Origin of the sequence: Marinomonas spartinae, from assembly GCF_016461715.1 — a bacterium.
Lineage (GTDB): Bacteria > Pseudomonadota > Gammaproteobacteria > Pseudomonadales > Marinomonadaceae > Marinomonas > Marinomonas spartinae_A.
The window spans coordinates 1-23,764 of the sequence record NZ_JAEMUI010000039.1 but is presented as its reverse complement, the minus strand read 5'-3'; the positions used below and the strand labels follow the sequence as shown (position 1 = coordinate 23,764).

The window sequence follows — 23,764 nt, the reverse complement described above, 5'->3', positions numbered from 1 at the left end:
AAGTTTTTGTAGCTTTATGTGTGAAAAAATAAAAAAATACCTGCGAAACTGGTGTTTTTCGTTGAACTATTAGAAAGGCTAGGGCTCTAACTTATTGAACCAATCCTAATAAACTAGCTAAATAACCCCTCCCTTATCCTCTCCTCAAAAAAGGGAGGGAATAAACAAAAACACCAGCCGAAGCTGGTGTTTTCAAACGCATCCATAATAACCTCAACGCTATTGTTGAGCCTTTTTAAAGGCATCAATCAGTGCTTGAGTTGAAGTATCCAGTGCACTGTTGTCGCTGTCGCTAACAAGGCGTTTGTAGATGTCGGTTCCTAGTACTTTACCCAGTTCAACGCCCCATTGGTCGAATGAGTTGATGCCCCAGATAGTGCCTTGTACAAACGTACGGTGTTCGTATAGGGCGATTAAGGCGCCAACTGTGGCAGGTGTCATTTTGTCTGTCAGTAGGGTGTTGCTAGGGCGGTTACCTGGTATGACTTTATGAGGCGCAACGGCATCGACTTGCTCTGGAGTTGCTCCAGCGTCACGTAGCTCTTGCTTGGCTTGCTCAAGGGTCTTGCCGACCATCAACGCTTGTGATTGGCTTAAGCAGTTAGCAAACAGGTGCGTGTGATGCTCACCAATGGGATTATGGCTGGTCAAGGGGGCGATAAAGTCCACAGGTACAAGGCGTGTGCCTTGATGCAGTAGCTGATGGTAGGCGTGTTGGCCGTTGGTACCTGCGCCACCCCAAATGATTGGGCCTGTGTCGGTTGTTACGCCATCGCCATCCAATAGGGTCGATTTACCATTGCTTTCCATATCGAGCTGCTGGATATGCGCAGGCATGGCGCGTAGGTAATGATCGTAAGGAATCAAAGCGTGAGTTTGGGCGTTGTGGAAATTGATGTACCACACGCCAAGTGCGCCCATGATAACAGGGAGGTTTTTCTCAAACGGTGCTGTGCGGAAATGCTCGTCCATTTGATGCGCCCCATCCAGCAATTCGTAGAAGTTGTCCATGCCGACGGCAATGGCAACGGGCAAACCAATTGCTGACCAGAGTGAATAACGACCACCCACCCAGTCCCACATTGGGAAGATGTTTTCTTCGGCCATACCGAAATCAACAGCTTTTTTTACATTGGAACTGACTGCGGCAAAGTGCTTACTGACGTTATCTTGTGAGCCGCCATTGCTGAGAAACCAATCCCGTGCTGCGTTGGCGTTAGACAAGGTTTCTAAGGTACCGAAGGTTTTTGATGAAATGACAAAAACCGTCGTCTCAGGATTGAGTTGCTTCAGTTTGCCACTGATGTCTGAGCCATCGATGTTGGCAACGAAATGAACCTTAATGTCGTCTTTTTTGTAGGGAGTTAACGCTTCCGCTACGACTTTTGGACCAAGGTATGAACCGCCGATACCGATAGACACAACATCTGTGATGCGCTTACCTGTATAGCCTTTCCATTCGCCACTGTGCAGTTGCTTAACAAAGGTTTCCATTTGCTTAAGGGTCGCGCGAACCTCTGCGAGTACATCGACACCGTCTACCATGAGGCTTTTTTGCGCCTGGCTGGCACGAAGAGCGACGTGTAAAACTGAACGATCTTCAGTACTGTTGAGGTGTTCGCCACTGAACATTTTTTTGATAGCGCTTTCTAGACCCGCTTCTTTTGCTAAGTCTATGAGCAGCGCTAATGTTTTATCGCTGGCGCGGTTTTTGGCGTAGTCCAATGTCCAGCCAGCGGCGTGAGTCGTGTAGTTTGTGGCTCTTTGTGGGTCGTTGGCAAACAGGGATGCTATATCAACAGAGGCCATTTCTTTCTGGTGCTCTGTTAATGCTTTCCAAGCGGTTAATTCTGTGGGTGAACGCATTACAATCTCCCTTGGTCTCAAAGTGAATTAGGCCAGCTCTATACGCAAGTTATCAATCAGGCGTGCTTTGCCTAGGTATGCCGCAGTCAAAATGACCAGGCGCTTCTCTTCTTCTGACGGTGTTTGTAAAGTATCTTGTGCGCGGATTTCAAAATAATCACGACGGAAACCAGCTGCTTCAAGCTTCTGTTGAGCTTGTTCGCAGATGTCCTCGTGACTCGCACGGTTTTCTATTAGCGCATCTTTTGCCCACAATAGGGTTTGGTATATTGTGGGGGCAATGCGTCTTTCTTCTTCTGTTAGATAGCCGTTACGCGAACTCATGGCAAGGCCATCTTCATTGCGAGCGGTATCGACGCCAATAATGCGCACGTTAGAGCTTAGGTCGCGCACCATGTCCTCAATGACTTTTAATTGTTGAAAGTCTTTGTTACCAAATATGGCACAGTCTGGCTGAACAATATTAAACAATTTTGTTACAACTGTGGAAACACCAACAAAATGTCCTGGACGAGACGCACCACAAAGAATATCGGAAATGCCGACAACTTCAATTTGAGTTTGGCTGCGTTTGCCATCTGGGTACATTTCTAATGCATCCGGTGCAAACAGGTAGTGGCAGCCGTTGGCTTCAAGAACGCGTTTGTCTTCTTCTAAGGTTTTTGGGTAGCGCTCTAAATCGCTTTGATCTGAAAACTGCATGGGATTAACAAAGATGGAAGAGACGATGATGTCTCCTTCTTGTTTTGCTTTGCGAATCAGTGACATGTGACCGTCATGCAGGTTGCCCATGGTTGGGACAAATGCGATACTTTTGTCTTTCAAGCGTTCTATTTTGAGTGCAGCGCGAAGCTCGGCAACCGTATGGAATGTTTTCATGATTTAAATCCGTGCTCAGGTCCTGGAAAAGTAACGTCTTTGACTTCTTGTACGAAGGCTTCAAAGGCTTGTGTTACATTGCGGCCGTCAATTAAAAAGTTTTTTACGAATTTTGGTGTATGGCCTAGATTGACGCCAAGCATATCGTGCATGACTAAGACTTGACCATCAGTATGGTGTCCAGCGCCAATGCCAATAGTAGGTACTGGGACGGCTTCAGTTAGCGTCTTACCCAGCTCAGTTGGAATGCATTCATAAACAAATAAGTCAGCTCCCGCTTCCACTAAAGTCAAAGAATCCGCCAATAAAAGGTCTGCGGCTTCTTGGCCTTTGCCTTGCACTCGGTAACCACCAAACTTATGTACGGACTGAGGAGTGAGGCCTAAATGAGCGCAGACAGGAATACCTCGTTGGCTCAACAGTTGTATGGTTTCTGCTAACCAGCTGCCGCCTTCTAATTTGACCATATGCGCGCCGGCTTGCATTAGCTTGGCAGCATTATCCAAGGCTTGCTTGGGATCGCTGTAACTCATAAAAGGCATGTCGGTAATAATGAGCGCATTGGTGTTACCACGCTTAACGGCTGCTGTGTGATAGCACATGTCTTCGATGGTGACGGGTAAGGTGCTGTCTTGACCTTGTACAACCATGCCTAGGGAATCCCCTATCAAGATGGTTTCTACGCCAGCAGCGTTCATCACATTAGTAAATGAGGCGTCATAGCATGTTAGGCAGGTGATTTTCTCTTTATCCGCTTTCATTTTTTTAAGCGTTGATAGGGTAACAGGCTTAGTAAGCTTTCTTTGAGAGTTATCTGAGTACATAGTCTATTCTTCTTCATCAATAGACACCAGATCGCTGGTATCAAGTTGGTGTACATGCTCCTTAACGGTGTGTCCGTTGGCAAGGCGCAATTCTGGGGCAAGATCCATCAGAGGGCGGATGACAAACCCTCTTTCTAGCATATAAGGGTGGGGAACCGTAAGGCGTGGGAGTTGAATCTGTTCGTCGCCAAATAACAGTAAATCAAGATCCAGTGTTCTCGGCCCCCAGTGGCGCTCTCGAATTCTATGGTGTGCCTGTTCTATGCTTTGCAACACATCTAATAGGGCAATAGGTGAGAGTGCAGTATGGCACGAGGCAACGGCATTCACATAATCTGGTTGATCTTGAGGGCCAACTGGTTTGCTGGAGTACAGAGAGGAAACCCGAACCTGCTGCAGATCAGGGTGTGTTTGTAAAGCCAATATGGCGCTTTTTATTTGTGCCACAGGGGTTTCAAGGTTGCTACCCAGTCCAATATAAACAAGTGTCACAGAGGCTACCTCTTATTCTTATTCGTTTGATGCTTCTCGACGTGGCGCGTTGCTTTTTCTGCGACGGCGAGGACGGCGTTTTTTGGCCGCTTCTTTATCGTTAGCGCGAGCATCGATGCTTCTAACCAAGTCTCTTTGCTCTTGCTCGTTAGCAAATTGGAAGGCTTCCCACCAAGCGCCAAGTCCCCCCAGATTAGTGCCACTTAACTCACGGATTAGCAAGAAATCAAAGGCGGCACGAAAACGTGGGTGTTCAAGTAGGATAAAGGCTCGTTTACCATAGCGCTTAGGTAAGCGGAATTGCATGTCCCAAATTTCCCGCATAGGCGTAGAGAAACGTCTTGGGATAGCAGTAGAAGCTACTTGATTGTCTAAGACCATATTGGCCGCTTGGTGAAGTGCCGGTGTGGCTGGCATGCCTTGCGTTTGAAATTCTTCATGGCGTAGCGCTACGCTTGGCCACAGCATAATTGCGTATAAAAAGTAAGGGGCGGTGGTTTTGCCGCTTTGGATGCGTTTATCGGTATTTTCTAAGCCTTGCAGAATGAAGGCCATTGGGTCGATATCATCGCGCTTCCAACCACTTTGCAATAGCGCTTCCGTATCAGGAAATAGGTACTTAAATAGGCCGTATTGTCTGAGTAAATGGAAGGTTTTGACCCCATTACCACTGCCGAGTAGTTTTAAAACTTCTTCAAACAGGCGAGCGGGGGGGATATGGTCTAGCAAATGCGCCATTTCTTTTATGGGGGCGGCGGTCTCTTCTTCTATCTCAAAGTCTAATTTTCCGGCAAAGCGGATTGCCCGTAGCATACGTACGGGATCTTCTTGATAGCGTTGACGGGGATCACCGATGATTCGGATGTGTTTGTTCTCAATGTCAGCTAGGCCACCACAGTAATCATGAATACTGAAATCTTTGACATTGTAATACAAGGCGTTAAAGGTAAAGTCGCGGCGCTCTGCATCTTCTTCAATGCTGCCATAGACATTGTCACGTAGAACAATGCCATGAGCTGAGCGGGCTGAATCTTTGCCCTTTAGGGAGTCTTGCGGTTTATCTTTTTGGAAAGTGTCATCGTCTTGAGCGCTGTTAGCTCTAAAGGTCGATACTTCAATGATCTCGCGGCCAAAGGTTACATGAACCAGTCGAAACCGTCGCCCGATCAAACGAGAGTTTGAGAATAAAGCGTTGACCTCTTCCGGTGTGGCGTTGGTGACCACATCAAAATCTTTTGGGATAACGCCGATTAGGTGGTCGCGGATACAACCGCCGACGAGGTAAGCGTCAAATCCCGCTTTGTTCAAGCGATATAAGACTTTCACGGCGTTGGGACTTAAGTTCTGACGAGACAGACTATGGTCACTGCGTGAAATGATAATAGGGTAAGTCTGTTCCTTTTTAGGGGCAAACAGTGAAGAGGCTTTACGTACCAGAGATTTTAATCCTGTAAGCATTAGACAACAAATTTTTAAGTTAACAAAAACCGTATTCTACACGTGTGAGGCGAAAGTTACACGGATAATAGAGTATCTGGATTAAGCGAATATGACGTAGATAGAACAGAAAGGCGAGTAATATATCGGGTAACCCCCGAAAAACAAAATAATCGCTTTGGATACATGAAGATACTAGTTCCGAAAACAAAGTGGGTGCTGCTTCAGCAGTTCTACTCAGGTTTTATTTTTATTATTGCAATGTTTTCATTGCCCGAAGGCTTATATATCTAAAAAAATCAATTATCCAAAGCGATTTTCCATCCATAGCCTCAAATTTTTATTTTTATTTTGAGAGGCTATGGTATTCCTATTTGTTATTTTTATTATTAAGAACATACGACGACTGATTAACTTATTTTTATTCTTCGTCAATCTTCTTATCGTTGTGATCTATATAGAGCATGAGTTGTGCCAAAAAATATAATACATTGAATTTATTAAGTTTTATGTTTTTTCTGTACGCTTTATTTGCAAAATTCCTATTTTTTAATGTGTAATTTAGTATCAAGTGTTACTTATTTTCTGTTACTTGTCTTGGTATGCCAAGCTTTTGTCGTCTTTCCCACAGGCTTTTTCTGGATATGCCCAAAGAATGTGCAAGTTGGGTCTCTGTCATTTTATGTTGGTGCGAGAGGACGAAGTGCTTAAAGTAATCGTCAAGTGTCGTACCTGTTGATGGTGTCATTGATGAGTGCGCTTCCTCCCGAGCTGTTTCAATTTGCTGTGCGTGGCTGGCGGCTTGGCTGGTATGCCGAGATGAAATCTTCAAGTTAGCCGCTTCGATTTTATTGGCAGGGCTTAAGATAACGGCCCGTTCAATGGCATTTTCGAGTTCTCGAACATTGCCTGGCCAATGGTGTGCACGAATCGCTTTATCAAAGTTTTTGTTATAGGCCAGTAAAGGACGATTGTGCTTTTTACAGGCTTTTTCCAATAGGTTTTTGGCGATCATAGAGATGTCATCCCCCCGTTCTCTGAGTGGTGGGATGATTAGCTCCATGACGTACAGGCGGTAGTATAAATCCTCACGGAATTGCCTGCGTCTTACCATGTCCATTAAATCTCTGTGCGTTGCGGTGATCAATCGGATGTCTACTTTGGTCGCCTGTACAGCACCTACGCGACGGATCTCTCCTTCCTGTAGCACACGCAATAGCCTAGCTTGGGCTTCAAGGGGAAGCTCACCAATTTCGTCTAAAAAGAGGGTGCCATGATCAGCGGCGTAAATCAGGCCGTCTCGGGCACTGGAAGCCCCGGTAAAGGCGCCTTTTTCATGACCAAAGAGCTCAGATTCGATAAGGTTTTCTGGTATGGCAGCACAGTTTACGCTGATCAGTGGTTTGTTGTTGCGTTTGCTTAAATCATGGAGGGCTTTGGCAACCAGCTCTTTACCAGTACCCGATTCGCCACGAATTAATACGGTTACATCCGTGCTGGCTACTTTGCGTATGTCGCTAAAAAGCTCTTCCATCGGTGGGCAGCGTCCTATGATGGTGCTGTCTTCGTAGCCCAATCGCATGGATTGTTCTTCTTGTTCTGAACGCGCAAAAAGCAGAGGTGCTTCTTTGTTCGGTTTACTGTCTCTGTTAGTTTCGCTTGCGATGTCGTCTTGGCTCGGAGTATTTTCCAGTGCGTCAATAACGTGTTTTAGTAAGGTTTCTGAATCCGTCGGAAGGGGTAAGTAATACTTGGCCCCTAATGACATGGTTTGTACCGCAACATTAAGGCCAGGTTTTGTGTCTAATACTATCCTTGGTGGGGTGTTTTCCAATTGCTGTGGCGCTGCCTTGATAAGACAGTCGTTATCCACAAGTAGAAGATCAAAGTCTTTCAGTTCATAAAATTTGTGAGCCTGTTCAAAAGAGTGGCTTAGGTTGACTTGAAACCCATAGCGAGACAACCATTTGTCTGCTTCTTTTAACGGCGAATGATCAGGACTTATTATCATTATGTGATGCATTATGTCACCTCTTGTAACCAGTGCAACGATTATACACACTCGTTATCCCTTGAATAGCAAAAAATAAACCTATGAGGATGATAGGACGGTTGGGGTTGTAAGACGACGGGTGAAGGTTAGAGGAAATGGGTGTCGTTGGCTTGTAAGGTCATGATGCGTTGTTTGCTGAGCGTTTTGGGTGACCATTGAAGAATAGCTTGTGCTAGCGTTTCTTGAATGCTTGTGGTGTGATCGGTTTGGATGCCGAGGTAATACATAACGCGCTTTAACGTCGCCAAGTCACCATTTGGAATGGCTTTGGCATGGTTTTGCTTGCTGATTTTTTCTTGCTGCTCATTAACAATTAAGGGAATGTGACAAAGTTTAGGCGGCGGCCAGCCAAATAGGTCGAACAGGTATAATTGCTGCGCCGTGGTATCGATTAAGTCTGCACCACGTACCAAATGTGTGATGCCTTGTAAGTGATCGTCAATCACCACGGCAAGTTGATACGAAAAGTAGCCATCTTTGCGTTTTAAGATGGGGTGGTTGCCCGTTAAATCTTGTTCGAATAGTAAGATGCCTTGTATGGCATCATGACAACGGTACACATCATTTTGTGTTTTTAATCGCCAGGAATGTGGCTTATTGATCGTGCTTTGGCAAATGTCAGGGTGTCTGCCTTGGTGCTCAATAAGGGATTGGCGAGTGCAGTTACAAGGGAAAACGCGATCTTGTTGCTTAAGTTGGTCTAAATAATGTTCGTAGAGAGCAGAGTGGGGGAGTTGAAAGCGTACAGGTTCATCAGAGATTAGCTGATAACTTTTTAGAGTGGCAAGCATCTGCTCCGCATATTCGGGTTTGCAGCGTACACCGTCCACATCTTCAATGCGGATGAGCCAAGTACCATTGTGCTGTCGTGCGTCCAAGTAACTGGCGACAGCGCATAACAAAGAGCCAAAGTGAAGCGGGCCGGTTGGCGATGGTGCAAAACGGCCTCGGTAACGCGACGACATTGGCTTAGCCGCCGATTTGTTTCTCTTTGATTTCGGCCAATGTCTTACAATCGATGCATAAGGTGGCGGTTGGGCGAGCCTCTAGTCGGCGAATGCCGATTTCAATGCCACACTCATCGCAGAATCCATAATCATCTTCGTTAATGCGTTCAATGGTCTGAGAGATCTTTTTAACCAATTTACGTTCACGATCACGAGCGCGCAATTCCAAGCTAAACTCTTCTTCTTGGCTTGCTCTATCATTCGGATCCGCATAGTTAACCGCTTCCTCTTTGAGGTGATGTACAGTACGGTCAACCTCTTCCATTAGGCCTTGTTTCCAATTGAGCAGTATGCTTTTAAAATGCGCCAACTGGTTCTCGTTCATGTATTCTTCACCTTCCTCAGCAACGTAAGGGGTGAATTCTTTCATTAAAGATTCCGGGTTCGTATTTGGCATACGCATAGCCTCATTTCGCAGGTGACCTTGTATGGTAACCTGTAAACTAAAAAGATTAGGTGGTTTATTTTTCGGGCGGAAACTTACCAGATAATTTTACTATTCACCACATTTTTTGCTCAAAATTTCATGAAAATATGTAACGGAATTAGGAAAACATCAATGAAGCAAGCTCAATTAGCGCGTCGAGTCAGTAAAATCGCACCTTTTCAGGTTATGGCTGTTCTGGATAAGGCCAAGCAACTTCAAGCGAATGGTCACGATGTGATTCATCTTGAGGTGGGGGAGCCAGACTTTGTTGCCCCGAGTGAGGTGAGCGAAGCGGGAGTGCGAGCCATTCAGCAGGCGCAAACTGGCTATACTTCGGCAACAGGGTTGCCAGAGTTGAAACAGGCGATCAGCCATTATTATTCTTCTCGTTACAAGGTATCTGTGGCTCCTGAACGTATTATCGTTACGCCCGGTGCATCGGGGGCTTTGCTACTCATGGCGTCTTTAATGGTAAACGAGGGGGATGAGGTGATCATGCCAGACCCTTGCTATCCCTGTAATCGACACTTTTTGTTGCAGGCTGGAGCGCGAGCGCAATTGATAGAAACCTCACCCGATGACGAGTTTACGATTGATCTGAATGCTCTATCGCAACATTGGTCATCGACGACCGCTGGTTTGTGGTTGGCTTCACCTGCTAATCCAACGGGTGCGGTATTGAGTCGTGCCTATATCGAGAAAGCTTGGCAGACAGTGAAGGCGCTGGGTGGACATCTGTTGGTCGATGAGATTTACCAGGGGCTTGTTTATGATGGAGATGATTTCACCGCTTTATCGGTGGACGATAACCTTTTTGTTATCAATAGCTTCTCTAAGTATTTTGCCATGACAGGGTGGCGATTAGGTTGGGTAGTGGTGCCAGAGTGGGCGGTTGAAGGGGCGACAAAGTTAGCGCAAAATCTTTTTATCTGTGCCCCCGCCATGTCGCAATACGCTGCTTTGCACGCTTTTGATGAGAAAGTATTGGCGGAATGCGAAGCACGTCGAGAGCTATTAAATCAGCGTCGCCTGACGTTATTAAAAGGTCTGGAGCGCATTGGCCTGCCGGTTGTTACACCAGCTCAAGGCGCATTTTATGTGTTTGTTGATGTGTCTTCAGTCACGTCAGACGCGATGACTTGGTGTTTAGAGCTTTTAGAGCAAGAGTATGTGGCATTAACACCAGGAGCCGATTTTGGTATAGCAAATGCGCACCAGTATGTGCGCTTTGCCTATACTTGTGAGAAAGAAAGATTAGTAGAAGCCATCGCTAGGATTGAACGATTCATGCAATCCTAGCGATTTGACTGGAGCTAAGTGTGGAGTGATTTAATCTTTTTTTTATTGGCCTTTGTCTCGCTCTATTAGCCTTTGCGTCGCATTAAATAGAGCGCAGCCAAAGTGCAAAGTACAATTGGAATACTGACACCGATGACAGGAGGGAAGTGGGCGGCCACGCTCATTTGCCCAAAGAGGTTTAAGCCATTCTGGAACGCTAATCCGATCATCACCCCTGAGAAAATGCGCCCTCCCATAGTGGATGAGCGTAACGGACCGAATACGCTGGATAAGGCAACCAACACTAAAGCAAGTGAACCTAATGGTCGCAGTGCTTTTTGCCAGAACTCCAAAGCGTATTGAGAGGCGTCTTGGTGTTGCGCTTCCAAGTAGTTTTTATAGTTTGATAGCTGCGAGAGCGACAACGAGTCAGGATCCTGTGAGGCTAAGAACAAATGTTCAGGTTTAATACTGACGCTCCAGTCCATGGTTTTAAAGGACTTGGCTTCGGTATGATCGGGGAAAAACAGCGTTTCGCGGACATTATGTAAAGTCCATTGATTACCCGCTTTGTGAGTTGCGGTATCGGCTCGGATGACCCGTTTCAAGGTTTCATTTTCGGGGGTGTAGACAATAATGCCGTACAGTTTTCCAGTATTGTCGGCCGCATTAATGTAGACGAATTTTTTATCGGCTTTAAGCCATACCCCGCCAGTTAGCGCGAAGTTGGTGTCTTGTTGGTCGCGGATTTGTTCGATTAAATTGGCTTTTTGTTCGGCAACGGGCGCGACGTATTCAGAAATGGCCAGACCGATCAATGACACCAGCAAGATGGGCTGGCAAGCTGCCAGCCCTATACGCCAGATAGGCAAGCCTGCCGCGCGCATGACGGTTAGTTCTGATGTTGAGGCCAGGGTGCCGAGTCCCATTAGTGTGCCGATCAAAGAGGCGATAGGTATGTATTGTGCGAGTTTCCCCGGTAGGCGAAAAAACAGTACTTGCAGTAGGGAAGAAATGGGGTAATGGTCATCAACCTGTTTAATCTTGTCGATAAACGTTAAAGCGTAATCCAGTCCAAGCAGTACAAATATGACGATTAAAAACGCCCATAAAACGCTAGTAGCAATGTATCTATCTATCTTATTCATGAAGTTGGCTCATTTGTGCCTGAGTTGCTTTGATTGGATGCCGGTAGTCTGGCTTTACGGCGAAAAAATACCTGGTTGTATTGAAGAAAGAGACCGATGGCAATGAGTGCAAATATGCCATGTATCCACCATAATCCATAATCAATGGGGATAGCGCCTTTTTCAAGAGCCGTACGACCCCAAATGAGAAGGGCAATGTAGAAAATCATTAGAATGATGGCTGGCATCATTTTGAAAAAACGTCCTTGCCGTGGATTCACTTGACTAAGCGAGAGTCCGATGATGGCGAGAATGGGGATCATAATGACAAGTGAGATGCGCCATTGCAGCTCAGCTATGTCCTCGGGAACGTTACTTTTTAATAAGTATAAAGTGCTGCGCGTTGTTGGGTCGGTAATGGCTTCAGGGGCGTTTTGCTTTAGGCGCATGGCATAGGTGTCAAATTTGGTAACACGGTAGTTGGCGGTGCCGGGGATGCCTTCATATCGAGTGCCATTTTTAAAGACAAGGTAGTCCAGTCCTTTGTTACTTTTCATTTTTATTTCTTCGGCGTAGTCGGCCATCAAAATAGTGGGGACGTTGATGTTATTTTTACGCGTTAAACTGGATAAAAAGATTTGATTCATCCAGCCTTCTTTTTTGGTAAAACTGTCAATATAGGTAGTGCGTTGTCCATAGCCTTGAAAGCGTCCAGGTTGGAGAAAGTCAAAAGCGGATAGCTGGTCTTGTTCTTGAGAGGCTTTTTCCGAATTGTATTCACTGGTTGGCGCTAGCCAAAAGTTCAGTGCCGCGCTCATTAAGCCAACAATCAGGGCGATGCCAAGAGTATATGACGCCAGTTTGAGTTTGCTTATTCCGCAGGAAAACAACACCGACATTTCATTTTCTATGTATAACCGACCAAATGCCAGTAGCAGAGAAAGGAAAAAGGCCAAAGGCAGGATCATTTGTATAAAGCTAGGTGTGTGGTAGCCAAGAATGATAAATAAGAATTTGAAGGTCATCTTGCCATCTGTCGTACGGCTTAAATAGTTGACGAATTGGCCGCTCAGGATGACGATAAGCAAAATGAATGTCACGCCAGCAGTTGACATCAACACTTCTTTCGCCAAGTATCTAAATAATCTCAAAGTCACCTCAGTTGGATAGTGCTTTCTTTGTGTAGAGTTGAATACAAATTAAAGACCCCCATTATCTCGTGCTAAGAAGAAGATTATCCAGTTTTTTTTGCAAAGTTATTTTAAGGAATCTTTCATGAATACGGTTTTATTCGATCGCTTGTCTAATGTTCAAGCAGATTTGGTTGTCGCCTTTGTTCCAAGCGAAGGAGAATTGCCAGAATCAAGTGCTTGGGTTGATGCGAATTCTGACGGTCAACTCACCTCACTACGTGAAAGCGGTGTTTTTAAAGGCAGCCTAGCGCAGACGTTGTTGTTGCCAAGTCTATCCGCCGACTTTGCCCAGGCCGTTTTGTTAGTGGGCGTGGGCAAAAGCGCGTCATTAAGTGATATGCAAGCACGCAAAGTTGTGGCGGCTATTGCGTCACAAATCAAGTCTTTGCCTTATGCGACAGTCGCAGTGGCAAACGCTGCATTAGAGTTTAAAGGTCGCTCTGCAGGAGAAACCATTGCGTTGGTCGCGCAATGGTTAAACGAAGGCTTTTATAACTTCCTTGGCTTTAAACAAGATGATGCTGAGAAAACGTCAAAGGTGGAGACCTTGATGATCGAAGGCAGCGATGAAGCGTCTCTTGCCATTGGGGTAGCAACGGCAGCCGGGTCTGCCTTTACTCGTCAATTGGGCAATCTGCCAGGCAATGTTTGTACACCAAATTACCTTGCGTCAAAAGCGCAAATGTTGGGTGAAGAATACGGTGTTGAGGTTGAGCTACTAGACGAAACCAAAATGGATGAGCTAGGCATGCATTGTATGCTGTCTGTAGGTCGTGGTAGTGACCAGCCTAGCTATTTGATTGTTATGCATTATCGTGGTGGTGCAGAAGACGAAGCACCTCACGTATTGTTAGGTAAAGGAATTACCTTCGATACAGGTGGTATTTCTTTGAAACCTGGTCCTAAAATGGACGAGATGAAGTACGACATGTGTGGTGCGGCCAGTGTTTTCGGTACCATGAAGGCGATTTGTGAGTTGAAGCCTAAACTGAATTTTACGGCGGTTATTGCGGCGGCTGAAAATATGCCAAGTGCACGTGCGACTAAGCCTGGCGACATCGTCAAAACCATGTCGGGTAAAACGGTTGAAATCTTGAATACCGATGCCGAAGGGCGCTTGGTGTTGTGTGATGCGTTGACTTACATTGAACGCTTTAAACCGCAATCGGTAGTGGATATTGCGACGTTGACTGGTGCGTGTGTCGTAGCGTTAGGTGGTGTGAATTCTGGAATGTATGCAAACAATGACGCGGTTGCTTCTGAATTGAAAGCTGCCAGCCAAATTGCCGCCGACAAAATCTGGCAAATGCCACTGGACGAAGAATATCAGCAACAGCTTGATAGTAACTTTGCCGACATCGCCAATATTGGTGGCCCTGAAGCGGGCTCAGTAACGGCTGCGTGCTTCTTGTCTCGCTTTACCGAATCTTACCCTTGGGCACACTTGGATATCGCTGGGACGGCATGGACTGGTGGCGCGGCAAAAGGGGCAAGCGGTCGTCCTGTAGCCTTACTGACACGCTATTTATTGGCGAAAGCACAGTAGTCGAAACACGGCAACCGAAAGCTTCAATAAAGAAACCTTTCGATTTAGTCTTTGTTTGTCGCGCAGGTTAAGAAAAAAGCAGTCTCGATAAGTCGTTACTGCTTTTTTTATGAAAAGAATGAAGGAGATAGATAGCTCATAGGAAGAGAAACGCTGAGAAGTCCGTTTACTGTGTCAATATAGGGTAGACATTTATTTTCGGGAATGCGAAAGTTAACTGATGTGTTAGGCCGTTTTGTCGACCTGTTGGTTTGTTTTTTATCCTCCTTTTAACTTAACGAACTCCTGTAGTTTTGGTTGATGTTTTATGTCTGAATTAGCCGCTCATTATGAAGAAACCACATTAGAACCGGATGAAAATACCTTGATCAATGCGCTGCGTAATCAAGATGACATTCCGATTTTGATGGATGTTGTGACGGACAAAGAAGATATTGACGTCATTGACAATGAGTTTGCTCATTCCGCTGCGACGTCCTCAGAACCAATGGGACTAGCGGAACTGGTTGCTGAGGACCTTAGAGAGGATCAAGATGCGAGACAAGAGGAGGCGATAAGCCAAACGAATGACCAAGAGGATCATTCGGATATTCCCGTATTAACGACCCCGGAGGCAGCTCCTGCAGGCTTTACGCCAGCACAACAACCCCCATTGCAAAACGAGTCAGTGCACCAGAGGTCGCAGCAAGCGGCAGGCGAGCAATCTGAATTGCAAGAGGCAATTTCTATTGCGTTGGCTGAAGTGTTGCAAAGACGCTTGCCTGAATTAGTAGAAGAGGTGTTGCACTTAGTGAATGAGCAAATGTCGAACAGAAAATAAAGGCCTAGCCGGACACTCTTGTTCCGAATGCGAGGTTGCTAACCTCAAACAGCTTGTTATTCAAATGAGTCAGGTTATTCTTTATCTGACCATGACACGTTATAATCCACCAATTACATTTACCGCTACATAAGAGCTTTAAGACATCATAATGGAAAAAACCTACCAACCACAAAGTATCGAACAGCCTATTTATCAACGTTGGGAAGAAGAGGGATATTTCTCGCCTCAAGGTTCCGGCGTGCCTTTTTCTATCATGATTCCGCCACCTAATGTCACTGGTAGCCTGCACATGGGCCATGCGTTTCAGCATTCTTTGATGGATGCCATGATTCGCCGTGAGCGTATGAAAGGTAAACGTACCTTGTGGCAACCAGGTAGTGACCATGCAGGTATTGCTACGCAGATGGTGGTCGAACGTCAATTGGCGGCACAAAATATCACTCGCCATGATCTGGGGCGTGAAAAATTCTTAGAAAAAGTGTGGGAGTGGAAAGGTCAGTCTGGCGGTACCATTTCTGACCAGATGCGTGTCTTAGGGGATTCGGTAGCGTGGGACAAAGAGCGTTTCACCATGGACCCTGGCATGTCGGCGGCGGTTCAAGAAGTGTTTGTACGTTTGTTTGACGAAGGCATTATTTACCGTGGTCAACGCTTGGTTAACTGGGACCCCGTTCTACACACGGCCATTTCCGATTTAGAAGTCATCTCTGAAGAAGAAAACGGCTTTATGTGGTACTTCCGTTATCCGCTTGCGGATGGGGTGAAAACCGCTGATGGTAAAGACCATATTGTCGTGGCAACAACTCGACCAGAAACCATGTTTGGCGATGCGGCTGTCGCGGTGGCGCCCGATGATGAGCGTTTTACTGATTTGGTGGGCAAATTTGTCGAGTTACCCTTGGTTGGGCGTCGTATTCCAATTGTGGCGGATGAATACGTTGATAAAGAATTCGGTACTGGCTGTGTAAAAATCACACCTGCCCATGACTTTAATGACTATGAAGTGGGCAGACGTCATGATATGCCATTGATCAATATTTTTACTGACGATGCGAAGATCAATGAGAATGCCCCAGAAAAATACCAGGGGATGGATCGTTTTGATGCGCGTAAAGCGGTAGTAGAAGATTTTGATGAGCTAGGTTTACTTGAAAAGGTAGTTGATCACAAGTTAAAAGTGCCACGCGGTGAGCGTGGTAACACAGTGATCGAACCTTACTTGACGCAACAATGGTATGTGGCGGTTGAGACTCTTGCTAAACCCGCCATTGAAGCGGTTGAAAACGGCGACATTCAATTTGTCCCCAAACAGTGGGAAAACACCTATTTTTCTTGGATGCGAGATCTACAAGACTGGTGCATCTCTCGTCAGCTTTGGTGGGGGCATCAAATTCCGGCTTGGTACGATGCTGAAGGCAAACATTATGTCGGCATGAGTGAAGACGATGTACGTGCTAAATATGGTTTAGCGGCGGATCTTGAGCTGACTCGAGACGAAGACGTATTAGACACTTGGTTCTCTTCTGCACTTTGGACCTTCGCGACACAAGGTTGGCCGGAAGAAACACAAGATTTTAAAGACTTCAGTGAATCCGATGTGTTGGTAACAGGCTTTGATATCATTTTCTTCTGGGTGGCCAGAATGATCATGATGACCTTGAAGTTCACCAACAAGGTACCATTCAAAACCGTTTACATTACTGGTCTGATCCGTGATGAGCGCGGCGACAAGATGTCCAAATCGAAAGGCAACGTCATTGATCCATTGGATTTGATCGGCGGTATTGATATCGAGTCTTTGGTGAAAAAGCGCACCTACGGCATGATGCAGCCGCGTCTTGCTGAGAAAGTTGAAAAGAACACCCGCGAAACCTACCCAGAGGGCATTCAGGCGTATGGTACCGACGCTTTGCGCTTTACCCTTTGCTCGCTCGCTTCTGGTGGCCGTGATATTAAATTCGACCTCAACCGCTTAGAAGGTTATCGAAACTTCTGTAACAAAATTTGGAACGCAACCCGTTACGTTCTGATGAACACAGAAGATCAAGACTGTGGTCAAAATGGTGCAGAAGTGGAATTGTCTGTAGCCGATAAGTGGATTATCTCTCGTCTACAGCACGCTGAAGAAGCGGTAAATCGTGCTTTTGATACACACCGTTATGACTTGGCAGCACAAGCTCTATACGAATTCATGTGGCATGAGTACTGTGACTGGTACTTGGAGCTGTCTAAACCGGTACTTTGGGATGAAAATGCAACGCCAGCTCAGCTAACAGGAACTCGTCGTACCTTGGTGCGTGTGTTGGAAGCCTTCCTGCGTTTGGCACACCCTATGATGCCATTCCTAACGGAAGAAATCTGGCAACGTGTTGCGCCGCTAGCGGGAGTGGAAGGTGAGACCATTATGTTGGCGTCCTACCCAGAAGCTGAAGAAGCTAAGAAAGACGCTCAATCCGAAGCCGATGTGGAATGGCTGAAAGGGGTGATTGAAGGCGTGCGTAATATTCGTGGTGAAATGAATATCGCCCCATCTAAACCGCTAGATGTTTTATTCCGCAATGGTTCTGAGCAAGACAAGGCCCGCCTTGAAGCGAACTTGGCCTTCTTGCAAAAATTGGCAAAACTGGAAACCATCACTTGGCTAAACGCTGGCGATGAAGCACCTATGTCCGCAACGGCTTTAGTAGGGGACATGGAAGTGTTAGTGCCAATGGCTGGATTGATCGATAAAGATGCCGAAATTGCGCGTTTGCAAAAAGAGATTGATAAAGCGACTAAGGATCTTGAGCGCATTGAAGGCAAACTATCTAACGAGAGCTTTGTGGCTAAAGCGCCAGAGGCTGTGGTAGCGAAAGAGCGTGCTAAGTGTGATGATCTGAAGCTGGTGGTCAGCAAATTAGAAGAGCAAAAAGCCAGTATAGAGTCTTTATAATTGGCAAGATGAACGAAAACAAGGCACCTTTGGGTGCCTTTTTCTATGAATCTTGAATTGCAATAGTGTAGGGCTTAAATAGAATGAGAGTCGTCTCAAAAAAATAAAAATAAGTAGTAGAGGTAATTCGGTGTGGAAAGAGTGATTGGGAAAGTTAAGTGGTTTAATGACTCCAAGGGCATTGGTTTTATCAAACGAGTAGGTGAGAGCGATGTGTTTGTGCACTATAAGTCTATTCAGACAGAGGGCCATAAAACCTTACGCAAAGGTCAAGAGGTTAGCTTCACTTTAGAGACAACGGAATTTGGGATTCAGGCGATGAATGTCCAGATAGAGAGTACGCCAGCAACGTCTAAAAAATCCCAGAGTGAAGCGGCTCAAGCCAATGGTTAACATTCTTTGCACGACCTAATGCGGTATAAAAGTAGACTCAACATGCTATATGATGCGTAAATATTGATTCTTGCCTGCTTTTTATTTCGCTGGTTTTTGTCTGTAGTGTCGTGCAAAGCTTTCTGTTATTGGTCTTGTTTGGTGAGTAGACGATGGGCCAATCTAACAAAGTCAACTGGCGTTAAAATACCCACCAATTTATTGTCTTCGATGACTGGGAGGCAGCCATATTTGTTTTCGATAAAAAACTCGGCCGCCACATCGAGGTCCGTGGTTGGGGTGATGGTTAAAATATCGGTATTCATGGCTTTTGCAACGGGCGTTTGCTCTTCTTTGTGACTGAGCTGTTGCGTCCCGAATTGGCTGACCAGATAGAACGCATGGCGTAGGTACTCTCGTTGCGTTAATAGGCCGATGCATTCTCCTAGATCATTCGTAATGGGTAGATTGCGAATGTTTTTATTGTGCATTAATGATTTGGCGGTGGCCAAAGAGTCGTCCTCTTTTAGTGTGACAAGTTGAGTTGTCATCAAATCCGCGACTTTCATCATATTGTCGATCTCCCTATTTTCCTGTTTAAAGTATCAATTAGTTTGGTGTAAGCCTCGTCGAAAGGCAATTCGTTTGCCATGAATAAGATCAATGTTAAGGCGATTATATAATGAACGATGAAATATGGATGCAACAGGCACTGCTATTGGCCGAAAAAGCGGCGTTTGAAAATGAAATTCCAGTTGGAGCCATTGTTGTGTTGGATGGGGAAATCATCGGTGAAGGCTATAATTCTCCCATTTCTCAATGCGATCCTACTGCACATGCGGAAATTCAAGCGATCCGAGATGCCTGTCAACGGATGAATAATTATCGCCTTCCTGGTGCGACTTTGTATGTCACCTTAGAGCCTTGCCCCATGTGTGCTGGTGCTATCGTTCATTCAAGAGTGGCGCGAGTGGTGTACGCTGCCACTGAGCCCAAAAGTGGCATAGTGGAAAGCCAAGGGCGGTTTTTTGATGCGCCTTTCTTGAATCATCGAGTAGACGTTTGCTCTGGAGTGTTGGCGGAAGCGGCATCGTTGCAATTGACTCAGTTTTTTCAGTACCGCCGGGAGCAAAAAAAGAAACTGAAACAGCAAGCCAAACGCGATTGATAGGGATTTCTACCTCATTTACTGTAGAAATGTCATACTATGCTAGCCTCTATTTGCCTCCTTGCTTTAAAATACCCGCACCATTTCCCCAAAACTACCAAGTGAGGCAACATACAACATGCTAACCCTGCATGGTTCCGCGGCGCTATCGGCGTTTCGCAAAGCAAAGTTATTAGCCAATATGCAAGCGTCTGTGCCATCTGTTATTGATGTCGACGCGCAGTTTCTGCATTTCGTGGAGCTGGCTGATGACCAAACGCTTTCCGTTGAGCAGCAAACTGTCCTGCAACGTGCTCTAGCCTACGGTCCTAAATCCTCCCAAGTCAGTTCATCTGAGCAAAGTGTTTTAGTGGTTCCGCGTTTAGGCACCATTTCACCTTGGTCATCCAAAGCAACCGATATCCTTCATAACTGTGGCCTTACCGTAGTCTCTCGTGTTGAGCGCGGTGTGGAATACTTTATCCACAGCGCTGTGCCATTAACGGCAGAAGAGTTGGATCTATTGTCTGCTATGTTGCATGACCGCATGACAGAAAGTGTGTTGTCTGCATTGAGTGATGCGGCCGACTTATTTTCTCATGCTGAACCCGCACCGATGACAAGTGTGGACGTGTTAGGCGGTGGCCGTGCTGCGTTGGTTGAGGCAAACCAAACGCTTGGGCTGGCACTGGCTGAAGACGAAATTGATTACCTAGTTGACTCTTTCATTGAATTGGGTCGTAACCCAATTGACGTAGAATTGATGATGTTTGCCCAAGCAAACTCTGAGCACTGTCGTCATAAAATCTTTAATGCGTCTTGGACCATTGATGGCGAAGAGCAAGAACGCTCTTTGTTCAAAATGATTAAGAACACCCACGAACATAACCCAGATGGCACCTTGTCGGCTTACAAGGACAACGCCGCTGTGATGGAAGGTCACTTTGGTGGTCGTTTCTTCCCGTCTCCAGAGACTCGTGAATACAATTTTAGCCAAGAAAACATCGACATTTTGATGAAGGTGGAAACCCACAACCACCCAACGGCGATTGCTCCATTTTCTGGTGCGGCAACCGGTTCAGGTGGTGAGATTCGTGATGAAGGGGCTACCGGTGTTGGCGCAAAACCAAAGGCAGGTTTGAGCGGCTACACGGTATCCGACCTGAAAATTCCAGGTTACGAACAACCTTGGGAAAGCCAATATGGCAAGCCTTCCCGCATTGTGACGCCATTAGACATTATGATCGAAGGGCCGATTGGTGGTGCGGCGTTTAACAACGAGTTTGGTCGTCCTAATCTTCTGGGTTATTTCCGTACTTACGAACAAGAAATCCAAGGTGCTTCGCAAAAAGAAGTGCGTGGTTATCATAAGCCAATCATGTTGGCGGGTGGTATCGGTAATATTCGTCGTGAGCACGTTGAAAAACAAGAGATCAAAGTCGGTGCTAAATTAATTGTTCTTGGCGGTCCTGCGATGTTGATCGGCCTTGGCGGAGGCGCGGCGTCTTCTATGGCATCGGCTGATGGAAACGAAGACTTGGACTTTGCCTCTGTTCAACGTGGTAACCCAGAAATGGAACGTCGTTGTCAGGAAGTCATTGACCGTTGCTGGCAGCTGGGTGACAAGAACCCAATCAGTTTTATTCACGATGTGGGCGCAGGCGGTTTATCTAATGCTTTGCCTGAATTGGTAAAAGATGGCGAGCGTGGCGGTAACTTTGATCTGCGTAAAGTCCTAAACGATGAACCTGGTATGTCCCCGTTGGAAATTTGGTGTAACGAATCTCAAGAACGTTATGTTCTTGCAGTGTCACCGGATCGCATCGAAGAGTTCACTGCGATCTGTGAGCGTGAACGTTGCCCATTTGCCATTGTTGGTGATGCAAAAGAAGAGAAACATTTAGAAGTTGCCGATCCGCATTTCGACAACAAACCAGTGGATTTGCCAATGTCTGTGTTGTTCGGCAAACCACCAAAAATGCATCGTGAAGCGAAGAAAGCCGTGATTTCTGGTGATGACTTCACTGCAGAAAACGTGGATTTAGCAGAGGCCGCAAAACGTGTTCTGAGTTTGCCTACGGTCGCAAGTAAAAACTTCTTGATCACCATCGGTGACCGTTCTATTACTGGTATGGTGGCTCGTGATCAAATGGTAGGTCCTTGGCAGGTGCCAGTCGCAGATGTTGCAGTAACCACGTCTTCACTTGAAAGCTACACGGGTGAGGCCATGACCATGGGTGAGCGTACGCCAGTTGCTCTACTTGATGCGCCAGCGTCTGGCCGTATGGCGGTCGGTGAAGCGCTTACCAATTTAGCAGCGGCACAAATCACCAAACGTAAGCATATTAAATTGTCTGCCAACTGGATGGCCGCAGCGGGTCACGAAGGGGAGGACGAGAAGCTTTATCAAACCGTGAAAGCGGTAGGTATGGAATTGTGTCCTGCATTGGATATTGCCATTCCAGTGGGTAAAGACTCCATGTCCATGAAAACGGTATGGAAAGAAGATGGCAAAGACAAAGCAGTAACCTCTCCTCTTTCCTTGGTTATCTCAGCCTTTGCTCCAGTTGCGGATGTGCGTAAAACGCTAACACCTGAACTGCAAAATAAAGCGGATAGCCGTTTGTTGCTGGTGGACTTAGGGGCTGGCAAAAATCGCCTTGGTGGCTCGGTTATCGCTCAGGTATATAACAAGCTTGGTCAGCAGGCGCCAGACGTTGATGATGCAGCGGCCTTAGCAGGTTTCTTCGATACCACACAAGCTTTGAACGCTGAAGGCAAATTACTGGCTTACCACGACCGTTCTGATGGTGGTGTGTTTGCGACGTTGACGGAAATGTCGTTCGCAAGTCATTTGGGTCTAAACATTGATTTAGATGAAACCATTACCAGTCGTGCGCAAGTGGCACCTGCTTTATTTAATGAGGAGTTAGGTGCGGTTATTCAGGTGAATGAGTCTGATGTGACTGAGGTGATCTCTGCCTATGCCAATGCGGGCATCACAGTGACTTCTATCGCGACCTTATCAGGAGACGATTCCATACGCGTGCGTTTCGGTGGCGAAACGGTATTAGAAGAAACTCGTGTTAATTGGCAGCGTGTTTGGTCAGAAACCAGCTACCGTATTCAAGCGCTACGTGATAATCCAGACTGTGCGCAACAAGAGTTCGATAGCTTGTTGGATGGGAATGATCCTGGCTTATCGGCGCATCTCTCTTTTGATATTGATGCTGATGTAGCTGCGCCTTTTATTGCATCTGGTAAGAAGCCAAAAATCGCCGTATTGCGGGAACAAGGCGTCAATGGTCAAGTAGAAATGGCTGCTGCCTTCTACAAAGCAGGCTTTACACCAGTGGATGTTCACATGAGTGATATCTTGTCTGGTCGTACTACGCTGGATCAATTCAGTGGTTTGGTAGCCTGTGGTGGTTTCTCTTACGGTGACGTATTGGGAGCTGGAGAAGGTTGGGCGAAGTCCATTTTGTTCAATCAGGTTGCTCGCGAGCAATTCGAAACCTTCTTTAACCGTCCAGATACCTTCTCTCTGGGTGTGTGTAATGGCTGTCAGATGTTGTCGAATCTGCATGAACTGATTCCTGGAACAGACCATTGGCCGAAATTTGTCCGTAACCAATCGGCACAGTTCGAGGCACGTCTTGTTCAAGTAGAGGTTCAAAAATCCAACTCTATTTTGTTCGATGGTATGGAAGGTTCTCGTATGCCGATCGTTGTGGCCCATGGGGAAGGTCAAACCGAATATCGTGATGAGCAAGATATTGCGTTCTTAGCATCTTCTGCGCAAATTGCCCTTCGTTATGTGGACAATTACGGTCAAGCAACGGAACGTTACCCATTCAACCCGAACGGGTCAGCACAAGGCGTCACCGGCTTAACCTCTGAGGATGGCCGTGTCACTATCATGATGCCTCACCCAGAACGTGTTTACCGTACGGTTCAGCACAGCTGGCACCCAAGTGATTGGCAAGAGCAAGCCCCTTGGTTGCGATTGTTCCAAAACGCCAGAAAATGGTTGGGTTAATTTTCTAACCTAAAAAGTGAGAGTTAAGTAAGGCCTCTAATGACATGATTAGAGGCCTTTTTTATTAATGGCTGATGAACAATAACAGCTATTGAGTGCTGCTAAATGGAGAAATTGAACGTTTTTTGGTCGAAAGACGGTGTTAATGAATGATTAATGTGCAGAAAGTGTGTTTCTTATATTTAATCGTTAGAAAAGACAAAAAGTACTTGCGCTCAAAATTCTAGGATGTATTATACGCACCCACTGACACGGACGGTAACGCAAACAACGCTTTGCCACTTAGCTTAAACAAGAAGCTAAGCAAGCCGAACGATAACAC

Annotated in this window: 18 protein-coding genes; 7 read left to right on the top strand and 11 right to left on the bottom strand. The window is 46.2% G+C overall.

The genetic code is table 11. The features are described 5' to 3' along the window. Positions 1–219 precede the first annotated feature (219 nt). The 8 genes from pgi to dksA all read right to left on the bottom strand — a co-directional run bounded on the left by pgi (position 220) and on the right by dksA (position 8,955). Positions 220–1,866, bottom strand: coding sequence for a glucose-6-phosphate isomerase (gene pgi, locus JHD45_RS21850; RefSeq protein ID WP_199478714.1), 1,647 nt, complete (start codon positions 1,864–1,866; stop codon positions 220–222). 27 nt (positions 1,867–1,893) lie between these two features. After that, entirely contained in the window at positions 1,894–2,745 is an 852-nt protein-coding gene (panC, locus tag JHD45_RS21845) for a pantoate--beta-alanine ligase (protein WP_199478713.1), read from the bottom strand. After that, on the bottom strand, positions 2,742–3,569 hold the full coding sequence (gene panB / locus JHD45_RS21840) for a 3-methyl-2-oxobutanoate hydroxymethyltransferase (RefSeq protein ID WP_199478712.1): 828 nt from the start codon (positions 3,567–3,569) through the stop codon (positions 2,742–2,744). Before panB ends, panC begins: the two co-directional genes overlap by 4 nt. A 3-nt stretch (positions 3,570–3,572) precedes the next feature. Then, the gene (gene folK, locus JHD45_RS21835) at positions 3,573–4,061 is read right to left on the bottom strand and encodes a 2-amino-4-hydroxy-6-hydroxymethyldihydropteridine diphosphokinase (RefSeq protein ID WP_199478711.1); all 489 of its coding nucleotides are present in this window, start codon (positions 4,059–4,061) and stop codon (positions 3,573–3,575) included. 18 nt (positions 4,062–4,079) lie between these two features. Continuing rightward, complete coding sequence (gene pcnB / locus JHD45_RS21830; protein WP_199478710.1) at positions 4,080–5,519, bottom strand: polynucleotide adenylyltransferase PcnB; 1,440 nt, start codon at positions 5,517–5,519, stop codon at positions 4,080–4,082. 553 nt (positions 5,520–6,072) lie between these two features. Continuing rightward, the gene (locus JHD45_RS21825; RefSeq protein WP_199478709.1) at positions 6,073–7,521 is read right to left on the bottom strand and encodes a sigma-54-dependent transcriptional regulator; all 1,449 of its coding nucleotides are present in this window, start codon (positions 7,519–7,521) and stop codon (positions 6,073–6,075) included. 116 nt (positions 7,522–7,637) lie between these two features. Beyond that, positions 7,638–8,516, bottom strand: a complete 879-nt coding sequence (gluQRS, locus tag JHD45_RS21820; RefSeq protein WP_199478708.1) for a tRNA glutamyl-Q(34) synthetase GluQRS — start codon at positions 8,514–8,516, stop codon at positions 7,638–7,640. A 4-nt stretch (positions 8,517–8,520) separates the two neighbouring features. Further along, positions 8,521–8,955 carry an RNA polymerase-binding protein DksA gene (gene dksA / locus JHD45_RS21815; RefSeq protein WP_199478707.1) on the bottom strand — a complete coding sequence of 145 codons (435 nt, stop codon included), beginning with the start codon at positions 8,953–8,955 and terminating at the stop codon, positions 8,521–8,523. 162 nt (positions 8,956–9,117) lie between these two features. Between dksA and JHD45_RS21810 the strand changes: the two genes are divergently transcribed. After that, on the top strand, positions 9,118–10,284 hold the full coding sequence (locus JHD45_RS21810) for an aminotransferase class I/II-fold pyridoxal phosphate-dependent enzyme (RefSeq protein WP_199478706.1): 1,167 nt from the start codon (positions 9,118–9,120) through the stop codon (positions 10,282–10,284). A gap of 65 nt (positions 10,285–10,349) precedes the next feature. Here JHD45_RS21810 and lptG read toward each other — a convergent pair whose 3' ends face one another. Together lptG and lptF are read right to left on the bottom strand one after the other, a co-directional pair. Beyond that, a complete protein-coding gene (gene lptG, locus JHD45_RS21805; protein WP_199478705.1) occupies positions 10,350–11,411 on the bottom strand; it encodes an LPS export ABC transporter permease LptG in 1,062 nt (353 codons plus the stop codon). Continuing rightward, positions 11,408–12,547, bottom strand: coding sequence for an LPS export ABC transporter permease LptF (gene lptF / locus JHD45_RS21800; protein WP_325097345.1), 1,140 nt, complete (start codon positions 12,545–12,547; stop codon positions 11,408–11,410). Before lptF ends, lptG begins: the two co-directional genes overlap by 4 nt. Positions 12,548–12,665: 118 nt before the next feature. Between lptF and JHD45_RS21795 the strand changes: the two genes are divergently transcribed. The 4 genes from JHD45_RS21795 (at position 12,666) to JHD45_RS21780 (ending at position 18,277) form a co-directional block, all read left to right on the top strand. Beyond that, positions 12,666–14,129, top strand: a complete 1,464-nt coding sequence (locus JHD45_RS21795) for a leucyl aminopeptidase (protein ID WP_199478703.1) — start codon at positions 12,666–12,668, stop codon at positions 14,127–14,129. A 307-nt stretch (positions 14,130–14,436) separates the two neighbouring features. Then, a complete protein-coding gene (locus JHD45_RS21790; RefSeq protein WP_199478702.1) occupies positions 14,437–14,949 on the top strand; it encodes a hypothetical protein in 513 nt (170 codons plus the stop codon). 151 nt (positions 14,950–15,100) lie between these two features. Continuing rightward, a complete protein-coding gene (locus JHD45_RS21785; protein WP_199478701.1) occupies positions 15,101–17,884 on the top strand; it encodes a valine--tRNA ligase in 2,784 nt (927 codons plus the stop codon). A 132-nt stretch (positions 17,885–18,016) separates the two neighbouring features. After that, positions 18,017–18,277, top strand: a complete 261-nt coding sequence (locus JHD45_RS21780) for a cold shock domain-containing protein (protein ID WP_325097344.1) — start codon at positions 18,017–18,019, stop codon at positions 18,275–18,277. 125 nt (positions 18,278–18,402) lie between these two features. Here JHD45_RS21780 and JHD45_RS21775 read toward each other — a convergent pair whose 3' ends face one another. Next, on the bottom strand, positions 18,403–18,828 hold the full coding sequence (locus JHD45_RS21775; RefSeq protein WP_199478700.1) for a CBS domain-containing protein: 426 nt from the start codon (positions 18,826–18,828) through the stop codon (positions 18,403–18,405). A gap of 110 nt (positions 18,829–18,938) precedes the next feature. Here JHD45_RS21775 and tadA point away from each other — a divergent pair, with 110 nt between their 5' ends. Beyond that, entirely contained in the window at positions 18,939–19,424 is a 486-nt protein-coding gene (gene tadA, locus JHD45_RS21770; RefSeq protein WP_199478699.1) for a tRNA adenosine(34) deaminase TadA, read from the top strand. Positions 19,425–19,542: 118 nt separating this feature from the next. Further along, a complete protein-coding gene (gene purL / locus JHD45_RS21765; protein ID WP_199478698.1) occupies positions 19,543–23,442 on the top strand; it encodes a phosphoribosylformylglycinamidine synthase in 3,900 nt (1,299 codons plus the stop codon). Positions 23,443–23,764 lie beyond the last annotated feature (322 nt).